Source organism: Tepidimonas charontis, assembly GCF_007556685.1.
Taxonomy (GTDB): domain Bacteria; phylum Pseudomonadota; class Gammaproteobacteria; order Burkholderiales; family Burkholderiaceae_C; genus Tepidimonas; species Tepidimonas charontis.
The window spans coordinates 44,861-71,072 of the sequence record NZ_VJON01000006.1; the positions used below are offsets into that span (position 1 = coordinate 44,861).

At 69.1% G+C, this 26,212-nt stretch carries 21 protein-coding genes; 11 read left to right on the forward strand and 10 right to left on the reverse strand.

The genetic code is table 11. The features are described from left to right. The first annotated feature begins 1 nt into the window (after window position 1). Window positions 2-2,806 carry a bifunctional diguanylate cyclase/phosphodiesterase gene (locus tag Tchar_RS03120; RefSeq protein WP_144327635.1) on the forward strand — a complete coding sequence of 935 codons (2,805 nt, stop codon included), beginning with the start codon at window positions 2-4 and terminating at the stop codon, window positions 2,804-2,806. Here Tchar_RS03120 and Tchar_RS03125 read toward each other — a convergent pair. From Tchar_RS03125 to Tchar_RS03135, 3 genes are all read right to left on the reverse strand, one after another. Further along, window positions 2,739-3,572, reverse strand: a complete 834-nt coding sequence (locus tag Tchar_RS03125) for a nitrilase-related carbon-nitrogen hydrolase (RefSeq protein WP_161595437.1) — start codon at window positions 3,570-3,572, stop codon at window positions 2,739-2,741. The genes Tchar_RS03120 and Tchar_RS03125 overlap by 68 nt on opposite strands. 158 nt (window positions 3,573-3,730) lie before the next feature. Next, window positions 3,731-5,431: a flavin monoamine oxidase family protein gene (locus Tchar_RS03130; RefSeq protein ID WP_144327637.1), complete on the reverse strand. Its 1,701-nt coding sequence runs from the start codon at window positions 5,429-5,431 to the stop codon at window positions 3,731-3,733. Between the two features lie 16 nt (window positions 5,432-5,447). After that, window positions 5,448-6,128, reverse strand: coding sequence for a LysE/ArgO family amino acid transporter (locus tag Tchar_RS03135; RefSeq protein WP_236640146.1), 681 nt, complete (start codon window positions 6,126-6,128; stop codon window positions 5,448-5,450). A gap of 137 nt (window positions 6,129-6,265) precedes the next feature. Here Tchar_RS03135 and argP point away from each other — a divergent pair, with 137 nt between their 5' ends. The 10 genes from argP (at window position 6,266) to Tchar_RS03185 (ending at window position 16,527) form a co-directional block, all read left to right on the forward strand. Further along, window positions 6,266-7,168: an HTH-type transcriptional regulator ArgP gene (gene argP, locus Tchar_RS03140; protein ID WP_144327638.1), complete on the forward strand. Its 903-nt coding sequence runs from the start codon at window positions 6,266-6,268 to the stop codon at window positions 7,166-7,168. A 126-nt stretch (window positions 7,169-7,294) separates the two neighbouring features. After that, window positions 7,295-7,678 (forward strand): DUF2237 family protein, encoded by a 384-nt coding sequence (locus Tchar_RS03145; RefSeq protein ID WP_201739285.1) that lies wholly within the window; start codon window positions 7,295-7,297, stop codon window positions 7,676-7,678. 132 nt (window positions 7,679-7,810) lie between these two features. Next, window positions 7,811-8,791, forward strand: a complete 981-nt coding sequence (gene speB, locus Tchar_RS03150) for an agmatinase (protein ID WP_144327639.1) — start codon at window positions 7,811-7,813, stop codon at window positions 8,789-8,791. 122 nt (window positions 8,792-8,913) lie between these two features. Next, window positions 8,914-10,596, forward strand: a complete 1,683-nt coding sequence (argS, locus tag Tchar_RS03155; RefSeq protein ID WP_144327640.1) for an arginine--tRNA ligase — start codon at window positions 8,914-8,916, stop codon at window positions 10,594-10,596. Window positions 10,597-10,628: 32 nt separating this feature from the next. Beyond that, window positions 10,629-11,336, forward strand: a complete 708-nt coding sequence (locus Tchar_RS03160; protein WP_236640147.1) for an SPOR domain-containing protein — start codon at window positions 10,629-10,631, stop codon at window positions 11,334-11,336. Between the two features lie 143 nt (window positions 11,337-11,479). Next, complete coding sequence (locus Tchar_RS03165; RefSeq protein ID WP_144327641.1) at window positions 11,480-12,112, forward strand: thiol:disulfide interchange protein DsbA/DsbL; 633 nt, start codon at window positions 11,480-11,482, stop codon at window positions 12,110-12,112. Between the two features lie 129 nt (window positions 12,113-12,241). Next, window positions 12,242-12,886 carry a lipopolysaccharide transport periplasmic protein LptA gene (gene lptA / locus Tchar_RS03170; protein ID WP_236640148.1) on the forward strand — a complete coding sequence of 215 codons (645 nt, stop codon included), beginning with the start codon at window positions 12,242-12,244 and terminating at the stop codon, window positions 12,884-12,886. Further along, on the forward strand, window positions 12,883-13,653 hold the full coding sequence (gene lptB, locus Tchar_RS03175; protein ID WP_144327642.1) for an LPS export ABC transporter ATP-binding protein: 771 nt from the start codon (window positions 12,883-12,885) through the stop codon (window positions 13,651-13,653). The genes lptA and lptB overlap by 4 nt, the downstream gene beginning before the upstream one ends. Window positions 13,654-13,657: 4 nt before the next feature. Continuing rightward, window positions 13,658-15,310, forward strand: coding sequence for an RNA polymerase factor sigma-54 (gene rpoN, locus Tchar_RS03180; protein WP_144327643.1), 1,653 nt, complete (start codon window positions 13,658-13,660; stop codon window positions 15,308-15,310). Continuing rightward, window positions 15,310-16,527 carry a THUMP domain-containing class I SAM-dependent RNA methyltransferase gene (locus tag Tchar_RS03185; protein ID WP_144327679.1) on the forward strand — a complete coding sequence of 406 codons (1,218 nt, stop codon included), beginning with the start codon at window positions 15,310-15,312 and terminating at the stop codon, window positions 16,525-16,527. Before rpoN ends, Tchar_RS03185 begins: the two co-directional genes overlap by 1 nt. Window positions 16,528-16,711: 184 nt before the next feature. Here the strand turns inward: Tchar_RS03185 and pcaF are convergent, their stop codons facing one another. From pcaF to Tchar_RS03220, 7 genes are all read right to left on the reverse strand, one after another. Then, the gene (gene pcaF, locus Tchar_RS03190; RefSeq protein WP_144327644.1) at window positions 16,712-17,914 is read right to left on the reverse strand and encodes a 3-oxoadipyl-CoA thiolase; all 1,203 of its coding nucleotides are present in this window, start codon (window positions 17,912-17,914) and stop codon (window positions 16,712-16,714) included. Next, window positions 17,911-19,980 (reverse strand): phenylacetic acid degradation bifunctional protein PaaZ, encoded by a 2,070-nt coding sequence (gene paaZ / locus Tchar_RS03195; protein ID WP_144327645.1) that lies wholly within the window; start codon window positions 19,978-19,980, stop codon window positions 17,911-17,913. Before paaZ ends, pcaF begins: the two co-directional genes overlap by 4 nt. A gap of 103 nt (window positions 19,981-20,083) precedes the next feature. Next, window positions 20,084-20,845, reverse strand: a complete 762-nt coding sequence (locus Tchar_RS03200; protein WP_144327646.1) for an ABC transporter ATP-binding protein — start codon at window positions 20,843-20,845, stop codon at window positions 20,084-20,086. Next, window positions 20,842-22,719, reverse strand: coding sequence for a branched-chain amino acid ABC transporter ATP-binding protein/permease (locus tag Tchar_RS03205; protein WP_236640152.1), 1,878 nt, complete (start codon window positions 22,717-22,719; stop codon window positions 20,842-20,844). The genes Tchar_RS03200 and Tchar_RS03205 overlap by 4 nt, the downstream gene beginning before the upstream one ends. Before the next feature lie 8 nt (window positions 22,720-22,727). Next, window positions 22,728-23,753: a branched-chain amino acid ABC transporter permease gene (locus Tchar_RS03210; RefSeq protein ID WP_144327648.1), complete on the reverse strand. Its 1,026-nt coding sequence runs from the start codon at window positions 23,751-23,753 to the stop codon at window positions 22,728-22,730. Window positions 23,754-23,873: 120 nt separating this feature from the next. After that, window positions 23,874-25,022: an ABC transporter substrate-binding protein gene (locus tag Tchar_RS03215; RefSeq protein WP_144327649.1), complete on the reverse strand. Its 1,149-nt coding sequence runs from the start codon at window positions 25,020-25,022 to the stop codon at window positions 23,874-23,876. Between the two features lie 87 nt (window positions 25,023-25,109). After that, window positions 25,110-26,207: a 2Fe-2S iron-sulfur cluster-binding protein gene (locus Tchar_RS03220; RefSeq protein WP_144327650.1), complete on the reverse strand. Its 1,098-nt coding sequence runs from the start codon at window positions 26,205-26,207 to the stop codon at window positions 25,110-25,112. Window positions 26,208-26,212: the final 5 nt, after the last annotated feature.

Sequence of the window (26,212 nt, forward strand, 5' to 3'; positions counted from 1 at the left end):
CGTGGCGCAGCGCCCCCTTTGGCTGTTTCGGTCACCGATTCGCCAGCAGCTGTTCCTGCTCGTCGGGGCCACGTTTTGCGCCGGCGTGTTGCTGTTGAGCGTGTGGCTGCTGGTGCTGATGCGCTGGGCCGAAACGGAAAACCAGAAGCGCCTACTGGCCGTCTTGCAGCCTTTGCTCACGGGGGCTCTGGTGGCGCCCATGATCGAGCGTGATTACGCCTCGGTGCGGGAGACGGCGCAAGCGCTCGTCGAAAGCGCAGCCATCCAAGGCTTGACCATCTACACCACTGACGGCAATGCAGTGGTGGAAGCGGGGTCGCTTGCCTCAGGGACTGCAGACCCGTCGCACGGGTTTGCGCTGCAGGCCAGTGGCGCCGTGGTCGGTCGGGTCGAGGTGCGTTTTTCCGCGCTGCCGCTGCAGGAGCTGTGGCAGCGCACCGCCTATGCCATGTTGGGTGGCGCCATCGTGGTGCTGCTCAGTGGCCTGTGGGTGTTGCGTGCCTATGCGCAGGCGCTGGCCGCGCGACTGGCGCGCTTGCGCCACACCGCCGACGCGATCGCCGCCGGACAGCTCGATGCGCGCTGTGACGACCGCGGCAACGACGAGATCGGACGCCTGGCGGCCGACTTCAACCACATGGCGCGCCGCGTCGAGCACGAAGTACGAGCCCTGTCGGCCAGCCGCGGCGAAGTCCAAGCCATCTTGCAGTCGATCGGCGATGGCTTGATCGCCACCGACCGCGTCATGCGGATCACCTACCTGAACCCAGTGGCCGAGGCACTGACGGGTTGGAGCGCCGCTGAAGCCACTGGGCAAAGCATTGCCAATGTGCTGCGCTTGGAAAACGCGCTCACCGGCGAGCCGGCGGAAATCCCGGTCGGCCGTGTCATCGAAACGGGGAAGATCGTGGGGTTGGCCAACCACACGGTATTGATCGCGCGCGATGGCCGCCGCTTGCACATCGCCGACAGTGCCGCGCCGGTACGCGACGCCGAAGGCGAATTGTTTGGCGTGGTGATGGTGTTTCGGGATGTCAGCGAAGCCTATCAGCTGCGCGCCGATCTGGAAGCCGAGCGCACCCGCCTGGCGCTGGCGCTCAAGGGCGCGGATCTGGGTCTATGGGACCGCGACCTGACCACCGATCGCCTGGTGGTGGACCAGCGTTGGGCGGCAATACTGGGCTACGCGCTCGACGAAATCCCCACCCGCGACACCCAAGCCTGGGAGCAATTGGTCCATCCCGACGATCTGCCGATCGCGCAGCGCGCGCTGCAGGCGCACCTGCGCGGTGACAGCGAGCAGTACGAGGCCGAATTTCGCATGCGGTCCAAGCGCGGGGGCTGGCGCTGGATTCTGTCGCGCGGGCGGGTGACGGCACGCGCTGCCGACGGACGCCCACTGCGCATCACGGGCACCCATCTCGACGTCACGGAGCGGCGCGAGGCCCTGCGTGAAATCGAGCAACTGGCCTTCTACGACCCACTCACCGGGTTGGCCAATCGCCGCTTGCTGCTGGACCGGCTGGGGCGCGCCCTGGCCAGTGCCCAACGCGACGGCTGCCACGGCGGATTGCTGTTCGTCGATCTCGACCACTTCAAAAAGATCAACGACGGCTTGGGCCATGGTGCAGGGGACGCCGTACTGCGCGAAGTGGCCCAACGCCTGCAGCAAAATGTGCGCGAAACCGATACCGCGGCGCGCATGGGGGGTGACGAATTTTTGGTCTTGCTACCCGAGCTGGACCGTGACCTCAGCGTTGCCGCCAGCGCAGCGCGTCGGGTGGCCGACAAGCTTGCGGCGGTGTTGGCGCAGCCGTATGCGCTGCCACAATCGGAGCGCTTGGTGACGGTGACCACCAGCATCGGTATCGCGCTGTTCCCCGACCGCGAGGCCGATGCCGAAACCCTGCTGCGGCGCGCCGACACCGCCATGTACCGGGCCAAAGCCGAGGGACGCAGCACCGTGCGCTTTTTCGAACCTTCGATGCAGGCGGAAAGCGAGGCGCGCTTGGCGTTGGAGGCCGACTTGCGCGAAGCCCTGCAAACGGGCCAGTTTCGACTGTACCTGCAACCGCAGTGCGATCCCCTGGGTCGTGTGGTCGGGGCCGAAGCCTTGCTGCGCTGGCAGCACCCCAAACGCGGCTGGGTGCCGCCGGCGGCCTTCATCTGGCTGGCCGAAAGTTCCGGCCTCATCGATGACATCGGTCAATGGGTGCTGGGTGAAGCCACCCAGTGGCTCGCGCGCTGTGACGAGCTTGGTGTGCCGTTGCGTATCGCCGTCAACATCAGCCCACGGCAATTCATGCAACCGGATTTTCCTCAGCGCGTCCGCCAGACCTTGGCGCACAGCGGCGCCGACGCCGGCCGGCTGGTGCTGGAAATCACCGAAAATGTGCTGCTGCATGACCCCGCCCAAGCCGCCGCCCGCATGATCGAGCTCAAGGCGCTGGGTGTGCGTTTTTCGATCGACGATTTCGGCACAGGCTACTCATCCCTGGCCTATTTGAAACGGCTGCCGCTGTCCGAAATCAAGATCGACCGCAGCTTCATCGCTGGGCTGCCCGACGACAGCAACGACGCGGCGCTGACCAAAGCGATTTTGCTTTTGGCGCAAGAAATGGAGCTCGAGGTGGTAGCCGAAGGGGTGGAGACTGAGTCACAACTCGAGTGGCTGCGCACACATGGCTGCCGGACGATCCAGGGCTACCTGCTGGGTCGCCCGGAGCCTGCTGGCGACCTCATCGAGCGGCTGCAGCGGGCGTCGACCGATCCGGCCCCAGCCCGCGCGCCGGCAGCGTCGCCATGAGCAACGCCTCACCCCGCCCGGCGCGCGCCACGATCTCGCCGCCTGGGCCGCATATCGTGCTCAAGCCGCCATACACGGTGGCGCCTTCCGCGCCACAGGCGTTGGCGTAGGCGATGGCCACGCCGTTTTCCGCCGCCAGCCGCGGCACCGTCAGCAGCGGCGCATCATCGTAGGGCAGCATATTGGCGGTGGGCGCGAATATCACGTGCGCGCCCTGTTGCGCCAGCGCGCGCACGACCGCCGGCTGCTCGACGTCGTAGCAAATGAGCAAGCCGATGCACCAGCCGTTGAACGGAAACGGTGGCGCCACGGCTTCGGCCGCGCTGAAGCGCTCGGCGTCACCGCGCCCGAACAGATGGACTTTGCGATGCCGCCCCACGCGCGCACCGTCTGGGGCGATGGCCTGCACCGCGTTGTAGGGCGCGGCACCACCCGGGTGCCACTCGGGCCAACCATAGGCGATGCCGATGCGATGCTGGCACGCCAGAGCCGCCACCGCCTGGGCCAAGGGCCCGTCGGCCGGCTCGGCCAGCGCGCGCACCTGGGCAGGGTCGATCAGGTAGCCGGTCAGCGCCATCTCGGGCGTGATGAGCCAGTGCGCGCCGCGCGCGGCTGCCTCCTGCGCCGCGGCGGCCAGGCGTTGCAAGGCAGCGGCGGTGTCGCCGGCGGGCGCCAGGGCGGTTTGCCACAGCGCCACGCGCAACGGCGTCGTCGCCGATTCAGCGGGTGCCGATGTAGCCGAGACGATCGAATCCAACGCATTCATGGGCACATAGCTTAGCGCCAAGACCAGCGCGCCGGCCCGTGCGGGGCGGTGCCGACGGCGGGCCATGCGCGCGGCTGGGCACGAACGCGCATCGACACCAGCCGGCATCGCATACCGCCGCACCCTAGCGGCCGGGGCGGCACCCGGCGCACAGGCCGTCAATCCGGTAACGCCACCGGTCCGATATGGGGATACCATTCGCCCGGCCCGGGATTGTCGGGATGGCTGGCACCACCCAGGTGGCGCACGATGCCCCAAACGGCATTGAGCGCCGTCTGCACCGCCCCTTCCACCCACGCCGGGGTGAACGAAATATCGTCGCCCGCCAGAAAAATACCGCGCTCGCGCTCGGGCAGGGCGTCTTGCATGAAGTGGCCGTACATGCGGTGGTTGTAGCGGTAGTGGCCGGGCAGCGCGCCTTTGAACGCGCCCAGAAAGTGGGGGTCGGCCTCCCACGAGATGGTGATGGGGTCGCCGATGATGTGGCTGGCGATGTCCACGTCGGGATAAATCTTGCGCAGGGCATCGAGCGCCAGCTGCACGCGCTTGGCGCTGTCGTAGGGCAGCATTTTCAGCGCGTCGCTCATCCAGGCGTAAGACAGGCAGATCACCCCGGGCTGGTCCGGCCCGTTGTCGAACAGATAGGTGCCGCGCGTCAGGCGGTCGGTCAGCGTCATGCCCATGACCGGCCAGCCGTTGGCGCGCAGGTCGTTCCAGAACGGGCGATCGACCATCACGAAGGTCTTGGACGACTGCATGTAGCGCGTGCGGTCCAACGCCATCCAGAGTTTTTGCGAAAACAGCGACTCTTCGCAGGCAATCTGGGTGGTCAGCAGCCAGCTCTGGCAGGTGACGAGGACGGCGTCGTAGCGGCGTGTGCTGCCCCAGGCGTCGGTCACCTCGATCTGGCCGTTGCTGGCGCGCTGCAGGGCGCGCACCCCCGGGCGCGGCGCACCGTGGTGGAGTTTGGCCAGCGTAGTGCCGCGCGGCCAGTGGACGACATTCTGCGGCGCGTGTTGCCACAGCCCCAGCGGCACCTGCTGCACGCCGCCGACGATGTAGTGCTGGTTCTCATCGCAGCCGGTCAACACCACACGCAGGATTTCCAGCATCGAGTTGGGGAAGTCCGAGTCCCAGCCGCCGGTGCCAAACCCGACTTGCCCGAAGACCTCGCGGTGGTGAAAGCTCAGGCGTTTGAAGGCGCTGGACTGGGCGACGAAGTCGTAGAAGGTGCGGTCGTCCCAGCGCGGCACCAGCGCGTTCCACAGCGCCTTGACGCGCTCGACATCGCGCTGGCGCATGGCCGTTCGTAGCGCGGTAAAACCCGCCCCCTCCTCCAAGGCATCGGCCCAGGCGTCGGCCACCTCTTGGAACAGCGGCGGCAGGTCGTCGATCGTGCGCGCCCAGTGGGTTTGGCCTTCCAGGTCGATGACGGTACAGTTGGCCGCCGGCGTCAGCGGATTGGGAAACGGGCGGCTTGGCAGGCCCAGCAGCCGCACATAGTGGTAAAAGCCCGTCGAAGACAGTGGAAAACGCATGCCGCCCAGCTCGGCGATCGCACCGCTGCCGCCTTCGAATGGCTGCGAGCGCAGCCGCCCGCCCATGCGCGAGGCCTCGTAGACCACGGGCTTCAGACCCAGCTTCATCAGCTCGTAAGCCGCGGTCAGCCCGGCCATGCCAGCGCCGACGATGGCCACCTCGGTGCCGTAGCGGCTGGCGGGCAGCTGACCCAACCCAGCGGGGTGGGCCAGCCAGTCGTCGTAGGCGAACGGGAAGTCCGGGCCGAAGACGGTGATGGGGGCGTCGGCCGGACGCAGAGGGCGTCGATGCGACAGGGGATCGAACCGGAAAGCCAACATCACGGATTCTCCTTTCTCAGCCAAACAGCGATGCGATCAACCCCGCCGCGGTGCCCCACATCATCAGCGCCACCAGGCCGTCGAGTGCGCGCCACACCGCCACCGATTGCAAGCGCCGCCCCAGCCAAAACGCCACGGCGCCCAGAGCGAGGAACCACAGCACCGAGCCTGTAGCCGCGCCCAGGCCGAACAGCGGCTGCTGCGCCCCCCAGGCCAGCGAAGCGGTGCCGATCAGTACCGCCGTATCCAGCCAGGCGTGCGGGTTCAACCAGGAAAAGGCCAGCGCTGCCAGCACGGCCTGGCGGCGCGTTGCCGGCGCGGCGGCGTCGCCTGCGCTGGGGCTGGTCGCCAGCGCGGGTGGCACGCCGGCGGCCGCCGGACGCCAGCAGCGGCGCGCGGCCTGCCAGCCATACAGCAGCAAAAACAGCACTCCCGCGCCAATCAAGGCTCCATGCAGCTTGTCCGACAGGCCGCCCAAGCGCGCCAGGCCCGCCACGCCCAGCGCGATGAGCACGATGTCGGCCAAGGCACAGGTCAGCACCGTCAGCCACAGGTGGCGGCGCTGCAGGCCGGTGCGGATGACATGGGCGTTTTGCGGGCCGATGGCCATGATGAGCGACAGGCTCATCACCATCCCCGCCACGAAGCTCGGTGCGGCCATGCCAGGCAATCCGGCGCTCCAGGCCAAGGTGCTCATGGTCAACCTCCTCGATCAGGGTGCGAACGAATATCTTCGAAACGATGGCAGCGAGTGTGCCCCGGGGCACCATTCTTGTTTAACGTTTTTCATGTTATTTTCTTGATGTCAATTTTTTTTTAAACTGCAAGCACAACATGCTCGACGCCCGTCAACTCGAAGCCCTGAGCGCCGTGGTCGAACACGGCCGGTTTTCTGCTGCGGCGCAGGCCCTGTCGCTGACGGTGGCGGCGGTGTCGCTGCGCGTAAAGGCGCTGGAAGCGCAGCTGGGCCAGCGCCTGCTGGTGCGCGGTAAAACGGTGCGCGCCACGCCCGCCGGGCAGGCGCTGCTGGCGCACATCAAGCAGGTGCGGCTGATGGAGGCCGATTTGCTGGAGCGCCTCGCCGGCAGCGCCGGCCAGCGCTGGCAGAGCGTGCCGGTGGCGATCAACGCCGACTCGGCCGCCGCCTGGTTTTTGCCGGGCGTGGCCGCCTTGTTGCAGCGCCAGCGCCTGCTGCTGGACTTGACCATCGACGACCAGGACCACACCCACGAACTGCTGAAAAATGGCACCGTGGTTGGCTGTGTGACCACGCGCGCCGACGCCATGCGCGGCTGCGTGGCCGAGCCGCTGGGGGTGATGCGCTATCGCTGCGTGGCCACCGCTGAGCTGGCCGCGCGCGCGCGCACTCCCCAAGGGCGGGTGACGCCGCATCGGCTGCTGGCACTGCCCGCCGTCATCTTCAACCGCAAAGACGCGCTGCAAGACCGTTGGCTGGAACAACATTTCGGGCTGCGGCAGGCGCGCTACCCACGCCACTTCACGCCGGCGGTGGACGCTTTCGAGCGGGCCATCGAGCTGGGGCTGGGCTGGGGCATGGTGCCGGAGCTGCATCTGGCCCATCGGCATGGCCGCCCGCCACTGCACGAAGTGGTGCCCGACGCCGTGGTGGATGTGGCTCTGTACTGGCAACACTGGGAGCGCGAACCGCTGACGGCCCAGCGTTTGACGCGCGCGATTCGCGATGCGGCACGTGCCTGCCTGGCGCCGTTGGACTGAGTTCGCAGCCGCGTGCAACGCCCCTGCTGCGGCGCTGGAATTGGCGCTCCCCCTAGGATTGGGGGTGCGGTGCGCAGACCACGCGGCCGCGCCCGAATTCGTTCCCGTTTGCGTTGCTGCCCGACCATGACCCTGTCTTTTGCCCGTAATGTGCTGGGGGGGCCGCTGCGTGCCTGCTCCTACGACCCGTTGACGGGATATTTCCGCGACGGCTGCTGCCACACGGCGGCGCACGACGTGGGCTCACACGTCATCTGCGCCAAGGTGACGGCGGCGTTTTTGGCTTTTTCGCTGCAGCGCGGCAACGATTTGGTCACGCCGCGGCCCGAGTGGCGCTTCCCGGGCCTGAAGCCCGGCGACCGCTGGTGCCTGTGCGCGTTGCGCTGGAAAGAAGCCCTGGAGGCGGGCGTGGCACCGCCCGTCATTCTGGAGAGTTGCCACGAGCGCGCGCTGGCTTACGTGAGCCTCGACGACCTGAAGGCCCACGCCTGGATGCCGGCTGGCACCTGAGCGCGCTCGCGGCCCGCGCGAGCCCGGCGTCACGCGGCCGGGGACCCTGGCGCAGTCGCCCCCGCTGGCGCGCCGCGGACGTGGTCATCGCCAGCCCGACCACGCGCGCCGCGCGGCTGCGACAATCGCGACATGACACCCACTCTTCTTCCTGACGCCCCGCCGGCGGGCGACGGCGCGATCCGCCGCCCCAGCGTATACGGCTCCTGGCCCGAGATGACCTACGCCGGCGTGCTGAGCTTTTTGCGCCGCACTTACACGCGCGACATCGGCGGCGCCGACGTCGTGGTCAGCGGCATTCCGCTCGATCTGGCCACCACCTACCGCCCCGGGGCGCGGCTGGGCCCAGCGGCCATTCGTGCCGCCAGCGTGCAACTGGCCGAACTCAAGCCCTTCCCGTGGGGCTTCGACCCGTCTGAGACGCTCGCGGTGGTGGACGCCGGCGACTGCTGGCTCGATCCGCACCACCCGCACACGATCCCGGGGGCCATCCGCGACCATGCCCGGCGCATCCTGGCCAGCGGCGCGCGCATGCTCACCCTGGGCGGTGACCACTACATCACCTATCCGCTGCTGCAGGCGCACGCCGAACGGTTCGGTGCGCCGCTGGCGCTCATCCACTTCGACGCCCACTGCGACACCTGGCCCGACGACAGTCCCGACTCGCTCAACCACGGCACCATGTTCTACAAAGCGGTGCGCGAGGGCCTGATCGACCCCGCGCACTCGGTGCAGATCGGCATCCGCACCTGGAACGACGACTTCATGGGGCTGCACGTGCTCGACGCACCGAGCGTGCACGCGCGCGGGGCCGAGTGGGCGTTGCAGCAGGTGCTGTCCATCGTTGGCGACCGTGCGGCCTACGTGACGTTCGACATCGACTGCCTGGATCCGGCGCACGCCCCAGGCACCGGCACGCCCGTCGCCGGTGGCCTGAGCAGCGCGCAGGCGCTGCACATCGTGCGCGGCCTGGTGCCCCTGCACCTGGTGGGCATGGACGTGGTGGAGGTGGCACCACCCTACGACCACGCCGACATCACGGCGCTGGCCGCGGCCCACGTGGCCTGCGACCTGCTGTGCGTGCTGGCCGCGCAGCGCCGCGCGCGGCGCTGAAGGGGCGACTGCGCCGTGACTTGACCGCCCGCGGGCGTCGCGCACGCGCACACCGGCCCGAGTGCGCACCGACACGGCCGGCGTGGCCGGGGTGGCGGCGACCGCCGCCTACAATTGCCGCCATGCAATCCGTCAAACATGATTTGCTGGAGGCGCTGGCCACCGAGCTGCAAGCGCTGCACCCCGGCGCGGGGGCGCGCGCCGCCTTCGAGCAACCCAAGGTAGCGGCGCACGGCGACCTGGCCATCACCGCCGCGCTGCAACTGGCCAAGCCGCTGGGCAAGCCACCGCGCGACGTGGCACAGACGCTGCTGCAGCGGCTGCAGGCCCAACCGGCGTTTCAGCGCTGGGTGGCGGCGCTGGAGATCGCCGGGCCCGGCTTCATCAACCTGCGCCTGCACCCGCGCGCCAAGCAGCAGGTGGTGCGCGAGGTGCTGGCCGCGGGCGACCGCTACGGCCACCGCCCCGCCAACGGCCAGCGCCTGATGGTGGAGTTCGTCTCGGCCAACCCCACCGGGCCACTGCACGTGGGACACGGCCGCCAGGCGGCGCTGGGCGACGCGCTGTGCAACCTGTTCGAGACCCAGGGCTGGCAGGTGCACCGCGAGTTCTACTACAACGACGCCGGCGTGCAGATCGAGACGCTGGCGCGCTCGGTGCAGCTGCGTGCCAAAGGCATCAAGCCCGGTGATCCCGGCTGGCCCGAGGCCGCCTACAACGGCGACTACATCCAGGACATCGCGGACGATTTTCTGGCCCGCAAAACCGTGGTGGCCGACGACCGCAGCGTCACCGCCAGCGGCGACGTCGAGGACCTGGACGGCATTCGCGCCTTTGCCGTGGCCTATTTGCGCCACGAGCAAGACCTGGACCTGAAGGCGTTCGGCGTGCGCTTCGACCAGTTCTACCTGGAGTCGAGCCTCTACACCAGCGGCCGCGTGGCGCAGACCGTGCAGCGCCTCATCGACGCCGGCAAAACCTACGAAAAAGACGGTGCCCTTTGGCTGCGCACCACCGACTACGGTGACGACAAAGACCGCGTGATGCGCAAGTCCGACGGCAGCTACACCTACTTCGTGCCGGACGTGGCCTACCACATCACCAAGTGGGAGCGTGGTTTTACCAAGGTCATCAACATCCAGGGCACCGACCACCATGGCACGATTGCACGCGTGCGCGCCGGTTTGCAGGCGGTCGGGCTGGGCATCCCTGAAGGCTACCCCGACTACGTGCTGCACACCATGGTGCGCGTGATGCGCGGCAGGCAGGAGGTGAAGATCTCCAAACGCGCCGGCAGCTACGTGACGCTGCGCGACCTCATCGAGTGGACCAGCCGCGACGCGGTGCGCTTCTTTCTGCTGTCGCGCAAGCCCGACACCGAGTACACCTTCGACGTCGATCTGGCCGTCCAGCAAAACAACGACAACCCGGTGTACTACGTGCAGTACGCGCACGCACGCATCTGCTCGGTGCTGGCGCAGTGGCGCAGCCAGGGCGGCGACGTGGCCGCGCTGGCCCAAGCCGACCTGACCCCGCTGGACAGCCCGGCCGCGCAGGCGCTGATGCTGGTGTTGGCGCGCTACCCCGAGGTGCTGGCGGCCGCGGCGGCCGACTTCGCGCCGCACGACGTGACCTTTTACCTGCGCGAGCTGGCCGCCGCTTACCACAGCTACTACGACGCCGAGCGCATTTTGGTGGACGACGAGACCGTCAAGCGCGCCCGGCTGGCGCTGGTGGCCGCCACTGCCCAAGTGCTGCGCAACGGCTTGGCCGTGCTCGGTGTCAGCGCCCCCGAGTCGATGTGAGTGTGTCTGCCTCTCGCGTGGAGCCTGCCGCCATGATTGCCCCTGCGCCCCCCCGCTGGTCCCTGCCACATCGCCAGCATGGCAGCACCTGGCTGGGCTTTTTGCTCGGCTTGGTGGTGGGTATCGGCCTGTCGCTGGCGGTGGCCGTCTACGTCACCAAGGTGCCGATTCCACTGGTGGACCGCGGTGTACAGCGCAAGCCCGCGCAAGCCGACACCGAGGCGCAGCGCTTGCAGCAATGGAACCCGAACGCGGGCCTGTCGTCGGCGCGCCCGGCGGCCCCCGCGGCGTCCAGCGCGGACAACGCCGAGGGCGAACGCACCGAACCCGCCCCCGACCCCATCGCCGAGCTGATCCAACAGCGCGTCGGCGGCGGCCCGGCTGCGGCCCCCGCCCCCAGCGCAGCACCGGCCCCCGCGCAACCGAGCGTACCGACGCCGAGCGCTGCCCCCGCCGCCCCAGCCAAACCGGCTGTCCCATCCAGCGCGGGCGAGACCGTCGATCCGTTCCACTATTTCGTCCAAGTGGGCGCCTTTCGCAACGCCGACGAGGCCGAGGCGCAGCGCGCCCGGCTGGCGCTGCAGGGGTTCGACGCCCGGGTGAGTGAGCGCGAACAAAGCGGGCAACGTGTCTGGCGCGTGCGGCTCGGCCCGTTCGACAGTAAAGTACAGGCCGAGCTGATGCAGGAGCGTCTGCGCGGCGCCCAATTCGAGACCGCCTTGGTGCGCGTGCCGCGCTAGGGTCTGCGTCGCTCGTGCGGCGCCGCCGGCGGTGCAGTCGGAACCACTGCGGTCCCTCTCGTCTCCAAGGGTGAGTCGATCTGGCCGTTCCGCCCCGGCGGGACGAAGCGATATCTCCCTTCCCTTCTCTCGTACGCTCGACCATGCAACGCCGTCACGCCACGCTCGCCCTGCTTGCCATCGGCACCACCGCCGCCGCCCTGCCCAATGGCGCGCGCGCCCAAAACGGCCCGCGCGAAGGCACCGAATACCGCCGCTTGAGCAAACCCGTACCCGTGGAGGTTGGCCCCGGACAGGTCGAGGTTCTGGAGTTTTTCTCCTACAGCTGCATCCACTGCTACCGCTTCGAGCCCCTGATGAAAACCTGGATGCAGCGCCTGCCCAAAGAAATCGTGGTGCGGCGCGTGCACGTGGGCTTCAACGCGGCGTTCGAGCCGCTGCAGAGGCTGTTTTACGCACTGGAGGCGATGGGCAAGCTCGAAGCGCTGCACCTGAAGGCTTTTCAGGCCATCCACGACGAGCGGCGGCGCTTCAACGCGCTGGAGCCGATCGCCGACTGGGTGGCCGCGCAAGGGGTGGACCGAGCCGCCTTCGTGCAGACGTATCAATCGTTCGGCGTCAGCGGCAAGGTCAAGCGGGCGGTGCAACTGCAAGACGCCTACGAGGTGGACGCCACGCCCTCGCTGGGCATCGACGGACGCTTCATCGTCCCCGGCCAGGCCGAGCGTACCCTGAGTATCGCCGACGCCCTGATCGCGCGCGCGCGCCAGGCATGAGTCCCCCCTCCCGGGGCAGTGGGCAGCGAGGTCACGCGCCGGTCGGCAGCCGCCCACCGGACGATCGCGTGTGTGTTGGGTGGCTGAGGCCGTGGCACAATCAAGCGCACCCGTTTTGGAGCAAGTTCCGTGCCTGCCTTCCGCCTCCTGCCCTGCCTGGGGCCGCTGGCCGCTTTGACGGCCGGTTTGATCCTGGGCGCCGCGCCCGCCGCTCGGGCCGAACGCGCCGACCGCTTCGCCCCGTTGCAGGCCGAGGCCGACGCCCTGCGCTATGACGACGCGCGCCAGACCAGCGTTTTCAGCGGTCGGGTGCTGATCAGCAAAGGCAGCATTCGCATCCGCGCCGATCAAGTGGAAGTGCGGCAAGACAACCAAGGCCACCAATTCGGTGTGGCGCTGGGCAGCGCCACACAGCGCGCCTTCTATCGGCAAAAGCGAGAGGGGCTGGACGAGTACATCGAAGGTGAGGCCGAGCGCATCGAATACGACGGACAGGCCGACCGCGTGACCTTTCGCGGCCAGGCCGAGCTGCGCCGCTACCGCGGCACCCAACTCAGCGACCACACCAGCGGCGCCGTGATCGTCTATGACAACCGCAACGACACCTTCAGCGTCGATGGCGCCCCCGCCTCCGGCGGCGGCGCGCGTCCGGGCGAGCGTGTGCGCGCGGTGCTGACGCCGCGCCGCGCCGACCCCGCCGCCACCCAGCCCGCGCCGGCCGACGTGCCCGCGCCCACGCTCGCCCCCAGCGAAGGCCTGGAGCCCCGGCGGTGAACACGGCCCATGCCATCCCCCCCACCGAGCCGGGGCTGTACGCGCGCGGCCTGCGCAAGCGCTATGGGCGCCGCACCGTGGTCCACGACGTGTCGCTGCAAGTGCACGCGGGCGAAGTCGTCGGGCTGCTGGGCCCTAATGGCGCTGGTAAAACCACGTCGTTCTACATGATCGTCGGCTTGGTGCACGCCGACGCCGGTGAGCTGTGGATCGACGGCCAAGCGGCGCTGCACCTGCCCATGCACCGGCGCGCGCGCCTGGGGCTGGGCTACCTGCCGCAGGAGGCCTCGATCTTTCGCAAACTCACCGTCGAGCAAAACGTGCGCGCGGTACTGGAGCTGCAGCGCGACGCGGCCGGACGCCCGCTGCCCGAGCCGGTGCTGCGGCAACGGCTGGATGCCTTGCTGGCCGAGCTGCACGTGGACCATTTACGCGAGGCGCCCGCGCCGGCACTGTCCGGCGGCGAGCGCCGCCGCGTCGAAATCGCGCGCGCGCTGGCCGCGCAGCCGCGCTATATCCTGCTCGATGAGCCGTTTGCCGGCATCGACCCGATCGCCGTCATCGAAATTCAGCGCATCATCGGCTTTTTGAAGGCGCGCGGCATCGGCGTGCTGATCACCGACCACAACGTGCGCGAGACGCTGGGCATCTGCGATCACGCCTACATCATCAGCGAGGGCCGGGTGCTGGCGCACGGCACGCCGGCGCAAATCGTCGACGACGCCGACGTGCGGCGCGTCTATCTGGGTGAGCATTTCCGGCTGTAGCGCCATGCGATCGGGCCTGTCGCTGCGTCAGACGCAGCAGCTGACGTTGACGCCGCAGCTGCAGCAGTCGATTCGGCTGCTGCAGATGTCCACCTTGGAGGTGGCGCAGGAAATCGAGCAGATGCTCGCCGACAATCCGTTTCTGGAGCGGGTGGACGACGAGGGCACGCTCGACGCGGACGACCTCGAACGCAGCCCCACCGCGGCCAGCACCGATGCGCCCAGTGCCTCCGCCCAAGCGCTGCACAGCGACGCCGCACCCGATGCCGCCGAGGCCGCGACCGAGGAGCGCGATGACGACGGCGCCGCGGCGCTGCCCGACGCGCTCGCCCCGTTCGAATCGGAACGCGCACTGGCCAGCGACGATTGGCCGGCCCAATTGGACGAAGACGCCGGCGGCTGGCGTGAAGCCGACGAGGAAGCGGCGCAGGAGCGGGACTGGTCGTGGGATGGTCCGGGCGGCGCGCGCGGTGCCAACGACGCGGGCGATGAGCCCGTCAGCGCGCTGGCGCTGGCGCGCACCAGCGAGCGGCTGCAGGACCATCTGCACCGGCAGGCCCTGGCGCTGCATTTGACGCCGGAAGAACGCGCCGCGCTGTACTATCTGATCGAGTCGCTCGACGAAGACGGCTACCTCACCGATCCGCTGGAGGAGTTGGCCGATGCCCTGCTGCGCGGCGACGCCGGCACGGGCGCCGACGACCCGCTGCCCAGCGGCGAGGCGCAAGCACAGCAGCGCGAGGAGGTGCTGTCGCTGCTGCGCCGCGCGCTGGGGTGGCTACAGGCGATGGAGCCAGCCGGCGTCGGTGCGCGCCACCTGGCCGAATGCTTGCGCCTGCAGTTGCTGGAACACCCCAACACACCGGTCACACGCACCGCCTTGGCGCTGTGTGAGCAACCCCTGGAATGGCTGGCCCGGCGCGACGTGCGGCGCCTGGCCCAAGCCTGCGGAGCCGACGAGGCGACGGTGCGCGCAGCGCTGCACGTACTGACGCGCCTGGAGCCCAAGCCGGGGCGGCGCTTTGCCGACACCCAGGGCCAAATCATCGTGCCCGACGTGATCGTGACGGTGCGTGGCGCCGAGTTCGACGTGCAGCTCAACCCCGATGTCCTACCACGCCTGCGCGTGGCCGACGTCTACGCGCGCGCCTTGCGGGGACACCGCGGCGGTGACCTGCCGCAGCGCTTGCAGGAAGCGCGCTGGTTCATCAAAAATCTGCAGCAGCGCTTCGACACCATCTTGCGCGTGGCGCGCGCCATCGTGGCGCACCAGCGCAGCTTCTTTTTGCACGGCGAGGTGGGCATGCGGCCGCTGGTGCTGCGCGACATCGCCGCCGAACTCGGGCTGCACGAATCCACCATCAGCCGCGTCACCAGTGCCAAGTACATGGCGACGCCCTTTGGCACCTTCGAGCTGAAATATTTTTTTGGCTCCAGCTTGGGCACCGACACCGGCGGCAACGCCTCCAGCACGGCGGTGCGGGCGCTGATTCGCCAGCTCATCGCTGGCGAGGACCCGCAACACCCCTTGAGCGACGGGCGCATCGCCGAGCTGCTGCGTGAACAAGGCATCGAATGCGCGCGCCGCACGGTGGCCAAATACCGCGAGGCGCTGCGCATCCCCACCGCCAGCCTGCGCAAGGCACCCCCCCGATGATCGACAACCTGGACGTGTTTTTACCGTGTGCCGCTGGGTGCGCGGATTTTCTGGCCGACGAGGTGGCGACGCTGCTGGGCCAAGCGCGCGCGGCGCTGCGCATCGAGCGCGCTGGCGTGGGCCTGCGCGCCGACTGGGACGCCGTCTTGCGGCTGAACCTACACAGTCGCATCGCCCAGCGCGTGCTGGTGCAACTGTGGCGCGGCCCGTACGACACGGAAGACGACCTCTATGCCGCCGCTGCCGCCCTGACCTGGGAAGATTGGCTCACCCCGCGCCACACCGTCAAAGTGGAGGTGACGGCACAGCGCAGCCCGCTGCGTAGCCTGCACTTCGCGGGGCTGCGCATCAAGGACGCGCTGTGCGATCGGCTACGCGCGCGCTGCGGCGCGCGGCCCAGCGTGGATACGGCGCACCCGGATGTGCGCATCCATCTGCACCTGTCGGCGCGCGAAGCCACGCTGGCGCTGGATACCAGCGGCGAGCCGCTGTTCAAGCGCGGCTGGCGTATCGACCACGGCGACGCCCCGCTGAAAGAGACGCTGGCGGCGGCCATGATCGCCGCCAGCGGCTGGCGCGGCAGCGACGACGCCGGCTGCCCCGTGCCCTTATTCGATCCCTGCTGCGGCAGCGGCACCCTGGTCATCGAGGCGGCGCAAATCGCGCGGCGGCAAGCGCCGGGGCGGCTGCGCCGCTTCGCGTTCGAGCGGCTGCTGCCGCACGACGCGGCGCGCTGGGCAGCGTGCCGCGCCGCCGCGCGCGCCCAGGAAATCGACTGGCCCGCCGACCGCCCACCGATCGCTTTCGGCAGCGACGTGTCCTTTCGCATGGTGGACTTCGCCCGCCGCAATGCCGAGCGCGCCGGGGTCGGGGCAGCAGTGTCGTTTCGCGGCGGCGACGCCCTGCAGCGCCTGCCACCGGCGCCGGAGCCGGGTGTGTTGTTGCTCAATCCGCCCTATGGCGAGCGGATCGCGGCAGCCGGTGTGGCCGGCGAACTGGGTGCCGACGCGTTTTATGAGCGGCTGGCCGCGCACTGGAAAACGCACTTCGGCGGCTGGACGGCGTGGGTGCTGACGCCGGACCGCGATCTGCCGCGACGCCTGCGCCTGCAACCGAGCCGGCGTGTGCCGCTGTTCAATGGCCCGATTGAATGCCGCTTGATGCGCTTCGATCTCGCCGCTCGAAACGAAAAAACTGATGCCTTCTCTGCCGACTGACGAACGGCGTTGCTTTTTTTACCACTTGGTGCGTGCAGGCGGCGTCAGCTTGTGGTAAATTTTCGCCTGAGCCGTTTTCCGGCTCCCCGCTTTTCCTCCCTGAGCGGGTGCCTTTGTGTGTGACAGCATAAGGCTTGAAGCCCCGGTTGCCTTTAGCACCGGGGCTCTTTTTTGGGACGCTGCCTCAGACACGCTCCAGCACCAGCGCAATGCCCTGGCCGACGCCAATGCACATCGCGCACAGCGCGTAGCGGCCGCCGCTGGCGTGCAGCTGATGCACGGCGGTCAGCGCCAGGCGCGCGCCGCTGGCACCCAACGGGTGGCCCAGGGCGATGGCGCCGCCATTCGGGTTGACACGCGGATCGTCGTCGGGCAGGCCGAGCTGTCGCAGCACCGCCAAGGCCTGCGCGGCAAAGGCCTCGTTGAGTTCGATGACGTCGATCTGATCCAGCGTCAGGCCGGCGCGCGCCAGCACCTTGCACGTCGCCGGCGCTGGCCCGATGCCCATGATGCGCGGCGGCACCCCTGCCACCGCCATCGCCACCACGCGCGCGCGCGGCGTCAGGCCATGGCGCGCGGCCGCCGCTTCGCTGGCCAGTATCAACGCTGCTGCGCCGTCGTTGACACCGCTGGCGTTGCCGGCGGTCACCGACCCGTCGGGTCGCACCACTCCCTTGAGTTTGGCCAGCGCCTCCAGCGAGGTCTCGCGCGGGTGTTCGTCGCGCGCCACCACCACCGGCTCGCCCTTTTTCTGCGCAATCGTCACCGGCACGATTTCCTGCGCCAAGCGACCGCTGGCCTGCGCCACCACCGCTTTGCGCTGCGACGCCAGCGCGAAGCGATCCTGGTCGGCCCGGCTGATGCCGAACTCGACGGCGACGTTTTCCGCCGTCTCCGGCATCGAATCGACACCGTAGGCCGCTTGCATGCGTGGGTTGATGAAGCGCCAGCCGATGGTGGTGTCGTACACCGCCGTGCTGCGCGCAAACGCCGTCTCGGCTTTGGGCATCACGAACGGCGCCCGGCTCATGCTCTCCACGCCGCCAGCGATCATCAGCTCGGCCTCGCCGGCACGGATGGCACGCGCCGCGCTGCCCACCGCATCCAGCCCCGAGCCGCACAGGCGGTTGACGGTTGCCCCCGGCACCGCCACCGGCAGTCCGGCCAGCAGCGCCGCCATGCGCGCCACATTGCGGTTGTCTTCGCCGGCCTGGTTGGCACAGCCATACACCACATCGTCCAGCGCCGCCCAGTCCAGCTGCGGATGGCGCGCCATCAGCGCCGCGATCGGCACCGCAGCCAGATCGTCGGTGCGCACCGACGCGAGCGCGCCGCCGTAGCGGCCAAAGGGGGTGCGTACCCCGTCACAAATGAAAGCGTGTGTCATGTCGAACTCCCAGTGGCAGGGGTGTCGCGCTTGGCGACCAAGGTCAGGATGTCGTAGCTGGCCACCAGCTCACCGCGCTGGTTGGTGACCTCCACGTCCCAGGCAACGACACCCTGGCGGCGACCCTGGGCGTCGGTTTTGTGGCGGTCGATCTTGCGCTTGCAGGTCAGGCGCGCCTGAATGGTGTCGCCGATGGCCACCGGCTTGACGAAGCGCAGCGTGTCCAGCCCATAGTTGGCCAGCACCGGCCCCGGCGCAGGCGAGACGAACAGGCCCGCCGCCGCCGACAGCACGAAGTAGCCGTGCGCGATGCGCTGGCCAAACGGCGACGCCTTGGCGGCGATATCGTCGAAGTGCATGTAGAAGTAGTCACCGGAGATGCCACCAAAGGCCACGATGTCGGCTTCGGTGACGGTGCGGCGGTGGGTGAGCAGACTCTCGCCGATGCGCAGATCCTCGAAATAGCGGCGGAAGGGGTGTACCTCGGTTTCGAGGCGCGCAGCACCGCGCACATACTCACCGCTGACCGCCGCCAGCATGGTGGGTGAGCCCTGCACGGCGGTGCGCTGCAGGTAGTGCTTGACCGCGCGCAGGCCACCCAGCTCCTCGCCGCCACCGGCGCGTCCGGGCCCGCCGTGCTTGAGGTGCGGCAGCGGCGAGCCGTGCCCGGTGGATTCGGGGGCGGCCTCGCGGTCCAGCACCAGCAACCGCCCGTGCCAGGCGGCGACCACCGGAATGGCACGCGCGGCCACCTGCGGGTCGCGCGTGACCAGCGTGCCGACCAGGCTGCCCCGGCCGCGCGCCGCCAGCGCCAGCGCCTCGTCGAGATCGTCGTAGGGCAGCAGGGTACTCACTGGCCCGAAGGCTTCCACCTCGTGTACCGCGTCGTGGCGGTGCGGGTCGCGGCTGCACAGCAGGGTCGGTGCGAAGAAGGCCCCGTCGGCCGTGCCCTCGCCCAGGGGCGCGAAGTCCGGGCCGCCATCCCACACCACCTCGGCGCCCTGGCGCAGCAGCGCCACGCGTTCGGCCACGTCGCGCTGCTGCGCATGCGAGGCCAGCGCCCCCATGCGCACCTCTTCGCGCGCCGGGTCGCCCACCACCACCTTGGCCAGCCGTGCGCGCAGCCGCTCGGCCACCGCCTCCAGGTGGCGGCGCGGTACCAGCGCGCGACGGATGGCCGTGCACTTCTGCCCGGCCTTGACGGTCATCTCGCGCACCACCTCCTTGACGTAGAGGTCGAGTTCCTCGTCGTCCGGGGTAACGTCCGGGGCCAGGATGGCGCAGTTGAGCGAGTCGGCCTCGGCGTTGAAGGGCACCGCATGGCGCACCAGGTTGGGGTGGGTACGCAGTTTGGCGGCGGTTTCGGCCGAGCCGGTGAAGGTGACGACATCGTTGCCCTGCAGGTGGTCCAGCAGATCACCCGTGCCGCCGATGACGAGCTGCACGCTGCCCTCGGGCAGCAGGCCGCTGTCGGTAATCAGGCGCACCAGCGCTTCGGTGAGGTAGCTGGTCGCGGTGGCGGGCTTGCCGATGCAGGGCATGCCCGCAAGGAACGTCGGGGCAAACTTTTCCAGCAAGCCCCAGACCGGGAAGTTGAAGGCGTTGATGTGCACCGCCACACCGCCGCGCGGCACCAGGATGTGCGTGCCGGCGAAGTGGCCCTGCTTGCCCAGCGGCACCACCGGCCCCTCGTGCCACACGTTGCCCGAGGGCAATTCGTTGTTGCCCAGGCTGGCGTAGGCAAACAGCGTGCCGATACCGCCGTCGATGTCGATCCAGCTGTCGCTGCGCGTGGCACCGGTATGCGCCGACCAGGCGTAGAGCTGCTCCTTGCGCTCGCTCAGGTATTTGGCCAGCGCTTTCAAGCGCGCCGCGCGTTGCTGGAAGTCCAGTTGCAGCAGGGCGGCGACGGCGCGGCGGGCGTGCGCCACCGCTTCGCCAAAGTCGATCGCCTCGGCGTGCGTGGCGGCCACCGGCGCACCGTTGACGGCGCTGCGCAGGATCTGCGCCGGGGTCTGGCCCAGCCAGCGCCCGGCGATGTAGCTTTGCAAGACGGGGGTACTCATGGGGACGGTTACTCCTAGGAAGGGGGTGGGCTCGGCGCCGGACAACGAAGGTGCGGGGGCGGCGACAGGCTGGGTGCGCGGGGCACCCGCCCGTGGGGCACGGTTAGTTCGCCGCCGCGGCCTCAGGGGGCTTTCGCCCACCCATGCCCAGATAGGTGTCGATGATGCGGCGGTCGTGCAGCAGCGCGTCGGCCGCGCCATGCAGGGCGATCGCGCCCATTTCCAGCACATAGCCGCGGTCGGCGATGTGCAGCGCCGCGCGCGCGTTTTGCTCGATCAGCAGCACCGACACCCCGGCGTCGCGCAAGCGCGCGACGGTCTGCAGCACCTCGCGCACGATCAGCGGCGCCAAGCCCAGCGAGGGTTCATCCAACATCAGCAGGCGCGGCTTGGCCATCAGCGCGCGGCCAATGGCCAGCATCTGGCGCTCGCCACCGGAGAGCGTGGCCGCCATCTGCGTGCGGCGCTCGCGCAGGCGCGGGAAGATGGCGTACACCTCCTCCATGCGCGCGCGTTGCGTGCGGTCGCCACGCCGCCAGCGCGCAAAGCCACCCAGCAGCAGGTTGTCCTCCACCGACATCTCGCCGAACAGCTCACGCTTTTCCGGCACCAGCGCCACTTGGCGCGCCACCATACGCTCGACACTCGGACGAGGCACCACCTCCCCGGCCACGGCCAGTGTACCGCGCGAGGGCAGCAAACCCATCGCAGCGTTGAGCAAAGTGGTTTTGCCGGCCCCGTTGGGGCCGATGACGGTGACGATTTCGCCTTCGTGCACGTCCAGATCGACCTGGTGCAGCGCCTCCACCGCACCGTAGGCGACGCTGAAGCCGCGCAGTTGCAGCAGTGGGACCGCGGCGCTCATGCGGCACCTCCCGAGCCCAGATCGTCACCCAGGTAGGCCTGTAGCACGCGCGGGTCGCGTTGCACTTCGGCCGGCGTGCCGTGCGCGATCACGGTGCCGAAATCGAGCACGGTGATGCGGTCGGCCAGGTTCATCACGAATTCCATATCGTGTTCCACGATCAGGATGCCCAGGCCCTCGCGCCGCAGCTGATCCAGCAGGGCCGCCAGCGCTTGTTTTTCGCGGTGGCGCAGCCCCGCCGCCGGCTCATCGAGCAGCAGCAAGGCGGGGTGACCGGCCAGCGCGCGCGCGATCTCGACGATGCGCTGCTGCCCCAGCGCCAGCGCACCCGCCGGGCTGTGGGCATGCTCGGCCAGCCCGCAGCGCTCGATTTGGCGCAGCGCGTCGGCCTGTAGCGCCGCCTCCTCGTGGCGCTCCAGGCGCAGCATACTGGCCAGCCAACCACGGCGTCCGCGCAGGTGCGCCCCCAGCATCACGTTGTCCAGCACGCTGCGCTGGCCGAGCAAACGCACGTGCTGGAAGGTACGGCCCAGGCCGCGCGCGGCGAAATCGCGCGCCGGCCGGCCGGTCATCGCCTCACCCAGCAGCAGCACTTCGCCCTCGGTGGGGTCGTCCACCCCGGAGACCATGTTGAAGAAAGTGCTCTTGCCGGCGCCATTGGGGCCGATGAGGGCGTGCACCTCGCCCGCACGCACCTGCAGCGACACCTGCGCGTTGGCCACCAGGCCACCAAAGCGCTTGGTGACGTTGCGGGCATCCAACAGCACGGTACCAGCCGGCGGCAAAGGGCGCTCGGGCAGCGGCGCCGGCGCCGGCAGCGTGCGCGGTGCCGGCCCCACCCCGGCGCGCCGCGCCCACCCGGCCAGCGTCGGCCACAGGCCGTCGGCGTAGCGCTGCAGCACCCACATCATCAGCAGGCCGAAGACGATGATTTCGAAATTGCCGCTCATGCCGAACAGCTTGGGCAGCCAGTCCTGCAGCTGCTCCTTGAGCAGGGCGATGAGCGTGGCACCCAGCACCGCTCCCCATAGGTGGCCTGCCCCTCCGACCACCGCCATGAACAGGTACTCGATGCCGATGTTGATGTTGAACGGCGTCGGGTTGACGAAACGCTGCAAGTGCGCATACAGCCAGCCCGACAGTGCCGCCAGCAGCGCCGCCAGCACGAAGACGCGCGTGCGCTGGCGTGCGGTGTCCACCCCCATGGACTCGGCCATCACGCGCCCGCTCTTCAAGGCCCGGATGGCGCGCCCTTGGCGCGAATCGAGCAGGTTGTGCAGCGCCCACAGCGCCAGCAGCAATACCGTCCAGATGAGCACCCCCAGCGCGCGCGGATCGGCCAGCGTCCAACCCCCCAGCGACAGCGGCGGCACGCCGGTCAACCCCGTGTGCCCGCCGAGGAAAGACAGGTTGCCAAACAGGAAATACAGACTCAGCCCCCAGGCGATGGTAGCCAGCGGCAGGTAGTGGCCACCCAGGCGCAGGGTCACCGCGCCCAGCCCCCAAGCGACCAGGAACGTCAAACCCAAGCCCAAGGCCAGCCCGGCCCAGGGCAGCAGCGCCGGTGGCAACCCCTGCAAGGCCGAGGCCACCTCCGGTGCCGTACACACCCAGGCGGTGGCGTAGGCGCCCAGGCCGACGAAGGCAGCCTGGCCGAACGAGGTCATACCGCCGATGCCCGTCATCAGCACCAGCCCCAGCGCCACCAATGCGTGCAGACCGATGTAGTTCAGCAGGGTGACGGTGAAGTCCGGCAGCCAGCCCCAGGCCAGTGCCAGCAAGGCCACCGCCGCCAGCGTCAACTGCCGGTACGTCAGGCGGGCCGAGGTCACCGCTGAAACAGGCGCCGCGGCCGCAGCGACGGCTTCACGCATCGGCTCGCTCATTCCTCTTCCTCCACGTGGTGGCTGCGCAGCGAGCGCCACAGCAGCACGGGGATGATCAGCGTAAATACCAGCACCTCCTTGAACGCGCTGGCCCAGAAGGAGGCAAAGGCCTCCAGTTGACCGACCAGCAACGCCCCCAGCAGGGCCGCCGGGTAGCTGGCCAAGCCGCCGATGATGGCCGCCACGAAGCCCTTGAGACCGACCAGGAAACCGGTGTCGTAGTAAATCGTGGTGATGGGGGCGATCAGCAAACCACCGACGGCGCCGATGAACGCCGCCAGTGCAAAACTGACGTCGCCGGAGAGCTCGGTGGGGATGCCCATCAGCCGCGCACCGACACGGTTGATGGCGGTGGCGCGCAGCGCCTTGCCCAGCACGGTGCGCTCGAAAAAGGCGAACATGGCCAGCACCAGTACCCCGGTGGCCGCCAGCACCACCAGCGACTGGCCGCTCACCCGCAACCCGCCCCAGTCGAAGCGCGCCTCGGAAAACGGCGGGGTGCGCGCGCCCTCGGCACCAAAGAACCACAGGCCCAGCCCCATCAGCACGCCGTGCAGCGCCACCGAGACGATCAGCAGCACCAGCACGGTGGCGTGCGACAACGGGCGAAACGCCAGCCGGTAGATCAGCGGCCCCAGCGGCGTGACCACCAGCACCACCACCAGCGCCTGCGCCAGCAGGTCTTGCGGCTGCCACCACACGGCCAACGCGGCCAGCGCGGGCGCGGCCACGCACCACAGCGCGGTCGACCACCAATCGACCAGGCCGCCGCGCAGCTGGCGCCAGCCTTCCAGCGCCAACGTCGCCGCCGCCAGCGCCAACAGCAGCCACAGCGTAGCCGGCACGCCCCCGGCTTGCAGCACGGCCATGGTCAGCGCACCGTACGCCACCAGCTCGCCTTGCGGCACGAAGATCACGCGCGTCACCGAGAACACCAACACCAGCGCCAGCGCCATCAGCGCGTAGATGGCGCCGTTGATCAGGCCATCCTGCGCCAGAAACAGTGCGATTTGCCCATCCATGCGAAACCCTTGGGCGGCGCCGACGGCCGCCGGGTGAGGAACCGGCACGCCGCCACGTCGGCGGCGCTGCCAGCAACCGAAGTCACGACCAGCACGCGGAGTTCACCCGCGTGCACGGTGTCATGGCGCGTACTTCCAGGTGCCGTTTTCGATCTTGACCATCACGCGCGCGCGCTGGTCCAGTCCCAGGTGGTCGGTGGGCGACATGTTGAAGATGCCATGCGCGCCCGCCACGTTCTTCACGTTTTCCAGCGCATCGCGCAGGGCGACGCGAAATTCGACGGTGCCCGGCTTGGCCTTCTTCAGCGCCTCGGGCGCCGCGGCCGCCAGCAGCATGCCCGCGTCCCAAGCGTGGCCGCCGAAGGTGGCCACCGACCCCTTGCCGTGCGCCGCTTCGTAGGCCTGCACGTAGGCCAGTGCCGACTTCTTCACCGGATGGTCGTTGGGCAGCTGATCGGCCACCAGCATCGGCCCTGCCGGCAGGAACGTGCCTTCGCAGTCACGCCCGCACACACGCAGGAAGTCGTTGTTGGCCACACCGTGCGTCTGGTAGATCTTGCCAGTGTAGCCGCGCTCCTTGAGTGTCTTCTGCGGCAGCGCCGCCGGCGTGCCCGAGCCGGCGATCAACACCGCGTCGGGCCGCGCCGCCACGATCTTGAGCACCTGGCCGGTGACCGAGGTGTCGGTGCGGTTGTAGCGCTCGTTGGCCACGATCTGCAGGCGCTTCAGGCCCGCCGCCTTGGTGAATTCCTGATACCAGCCTTCGCCGTAGGCGTCGGCAAAGCCGATGAAGCCGACGCTGCGCACGCCGTTGTCGGCCATGTGCGCGGCAATGGCCAGCGCCATCATGATGTCGTCCTGGGGCGTCTTGAACACCCAGCGCTTCTTGGCGTCCACCGGCTGCACGATGCGGGCCGAGGCCGCCATCGAGATCATCGGCACCTGCGCTTCGGCCACGACGTCGATCATCGCCAACGAGTTCGGCGTGGTGGTGGAGCCGATGACGATGTCGACCTTGTGGTCGCTGATCAGCTTGCGCGCATTGGTGACGGCGGCCGTGGTGTCGCTCGCGTCATCGAGCACGATGTAGTTCACCTTCTCGCCGCCGATGGTTTTTGGCATCAGGGCAAAGGTGTTTTTCTCGGGAATGCCGAGTGAGGCCGCGGGCCCCGTGGCCGAGACGGTGACGCCGACGTTGATATCGGCCCACGCGGCGGTGGACAGGCCGACGGCGGTGGCCAGGGCCAACAGGGAATGGCGTAGGGTCATGGTCAGTCTCCTCTGGTGAAAAAGTCCGCGCGATGTTTACCCAGCAACGGAACGGGTTCGGGCGCGCAACGTGCCCTGTCGTGGCGGTCAGCGATCATCGAAGCTCAAGCGCAGATGCGGGGTGACCGGGTGGGCCTGACAGGTCAACACGAAGCCCGCCGCCACTTCGGCCTCGGTGAGACCGAAGTTGCGCTCCATCGCAACCTGTCCGGCCAGCACTTTGGCACGACAGGTGCTGCACACGCCACCCTTGCACGAATAAGGCAGGTCGAGTCCGGCATCGAGGGCCGCATCCAGCACCGGCACGCCCGCGGGAATCGGCACCTCGTGCTCTTTGCCATCGAGCACGATGGTGGCACGCGCGGCCGCCTGAGCAGCCGCGCGTGCGCTGGCGGCATCGATGTCGGCCTGCACCTTGGCCGCCTGCGCGGCGCCGGTGGTGAAGCGTTCGGTGTGGATGCGCTGCGCCGGCACGCCGGCGGCCAACAGGGCGCGTTCGGTGGCCACGATCATCGCCTCCGGGCCACAGATGAACACCTCGTCCATGCTGGCCGGCGGCAGCAGCGCGTCCATGATGGCGCGCACCTTGGCCTCATCCAGCCGGCCCTGCAGCAAGTCCACTTCCTGCGCCTGGCGCGACAAGACGTGGATCATCGTGAAGCGGTCTGGGTAGCGGTCTTTGAGGTCCTGCAGCGCCTCGTTGAACATGATGGTGGCGGTACGCCGATTGCCGTAGACGAGGGTGAATTTGGTGTGCGGCTGCTCTTCCAGCGTGGTGGCGGCGATCGACAGTATGGGGGTGATGCCGGAGCCGGCGGCAAAGCCGACACGGTGCAGCGCGCGCGGGCGCTGCACGGTAAAGCGCCCCTGCGGCGGCAGCACCGCCAGCCGCTGGCCCGGCGTCAGCGCCCGCACCGCCCAGTTGGAAAACCGCCCCCCCTGCACCGGGCGGATGCCGATGTCGATTTCGCCGGCGCGCTCCAGGCGCGATCGTGGGCTGCAAATGGAGTAGTTGCGGCGCAGCTCCTCGCCGTCGACGTGGGCGCGCAGCGTCAGGTACTGCCCCGGCTCGAAGCGAAAGGTGTCGCGCAGCGGCGCCGGCACGTCGAAGGTGATGGCCACCGAGCCAGCGGCCTCGGGCGTGACGCGTTTGATGGGCAGATCGTAAAAAGCAAGGGCGCTCATGGCGG

Excerpts from the sequence above, each read along its gene's own strand:
- Tchar_RS03125 (WP_161595437.1), bottom strand. The coding sequence starts at position 3,572 with ATGAATGCGTTGGATTCGATCGTCTCGGCTACATCGGCACCCGCTGAA.
- Tchar_RS03130 (WP_144327637.1), bottom strand. The coding sequence starts at position 5,431 with ATGTTGGCTTTCCGGTTCGATCCCCTGTCGCATCGACGCCCTCTGCGT.
- Tchar_RS03135 (WP_236640146.1), bottom strand. The coding sequence starts at position 6,128 with ATGAGCACCTTGGCCTGGAGCGCCGGATTGCCTGGCATGGCCGCACCG.
- argP (WP_144327638.1), top strand. The coding sequence starts at position 6,266 with ATGCTCGACGCCCGTCAACTCGAAGCCCTGAGCGCCGTGGTCGAACAC.
- Tchar_RS03145 (WP_201739285.1), top strand. The coding sequence starts at position 7,295 with ATGACCCTGTCTTTTGCCCGTAATGTGCTGGGGGGGCCGCTGCGTGCC.
- speB (WP_144327639.1), top strand. The coding sequence starts at position 7,811 with ATGACACCCACTCTTCTTCCTGACGCCCCGCCGGCGGGCGACGGCGCG.
- argS (WP_144327640.1), top strand. The coding sequence starts at position 8,914 with ATGCAATCCGTCAAACATGATTTGCTGGAGGCGCTGGCCACCGAGCTG.
- Tchar_RS03160 (WP_236640147.1), top strand. The coding sequence starts at position 10,629 with ATGATTGCCCCTGCGCCCCCCCGCTGGTCCCTGCCACATCGCCAGCAT.
- Tchar_RS03165 (WP_144327641.1), top strand. The coding sequence starts at position 11,480 with ATGCAACGCCGTCACGCCACGCTCGCCCTGCTTGCCATCGGCACCACC.
- rpoN (WP_144327643.1), top strand. The coding sequence starts at position 13,658 with ATGCGATCGGGCCTGTCGCTGCGTCAGACGCAGCAGCTGACGTTGACG.
- pcaF (WP_144327644.1), bottom strand. The coding sequence starts at position 17,914 with ATGACACACGCTTTCATTTGTGACGGGGTACGCACCCCCTTTGGCCGC.
- paaZ (WP_144327645.1), bottom strand. The coding sequence starts at position 19,980 with ATGAGTACCCCCGTCTTGCAAAGCTACATCGCCGGGCGCTGGCTGGGC.
- Tchar_RS03200 (WP_144327646.1), bottom strand. The coding sequence starts at position 20,845 with ATGAGCGCCGCGGTCCCACTGCTGCAACTGCGCGGCTTCAGCGTCGCC.
- Tchar_RS03205 (WP_236640152.1), bottom strand. The coding sequence starts at position 22,719 with ATGCGTGAAGCCGTCGCTGCGGCCGCGGCGCCTGTTTCAGCGGTGACC.
- Tchar_RS03210 (WP_144327648.1), bottom strand. The coding sequence starts at position 23,753 with ATGGATGGGCAAATCGCACTGTTTCTGGCGCAGGATGGCCTGATCAAC.
- Tchar_RS03215 (WP_144327649.1), bottom strand. The coding sequence starts at position 25,022 with ATGACCCTACGCCATTCCCTGTTGGCCCTGGCCACCGCCGTCGGCCTG.
- Tchar_RS03220 (WP_144327650.1), bottom strand. The coding sequence starts at position 26,207 with ATGAGCGCCCTTGCTTTTTACGATCTGCCCATCAAACGCGTCACGCCC.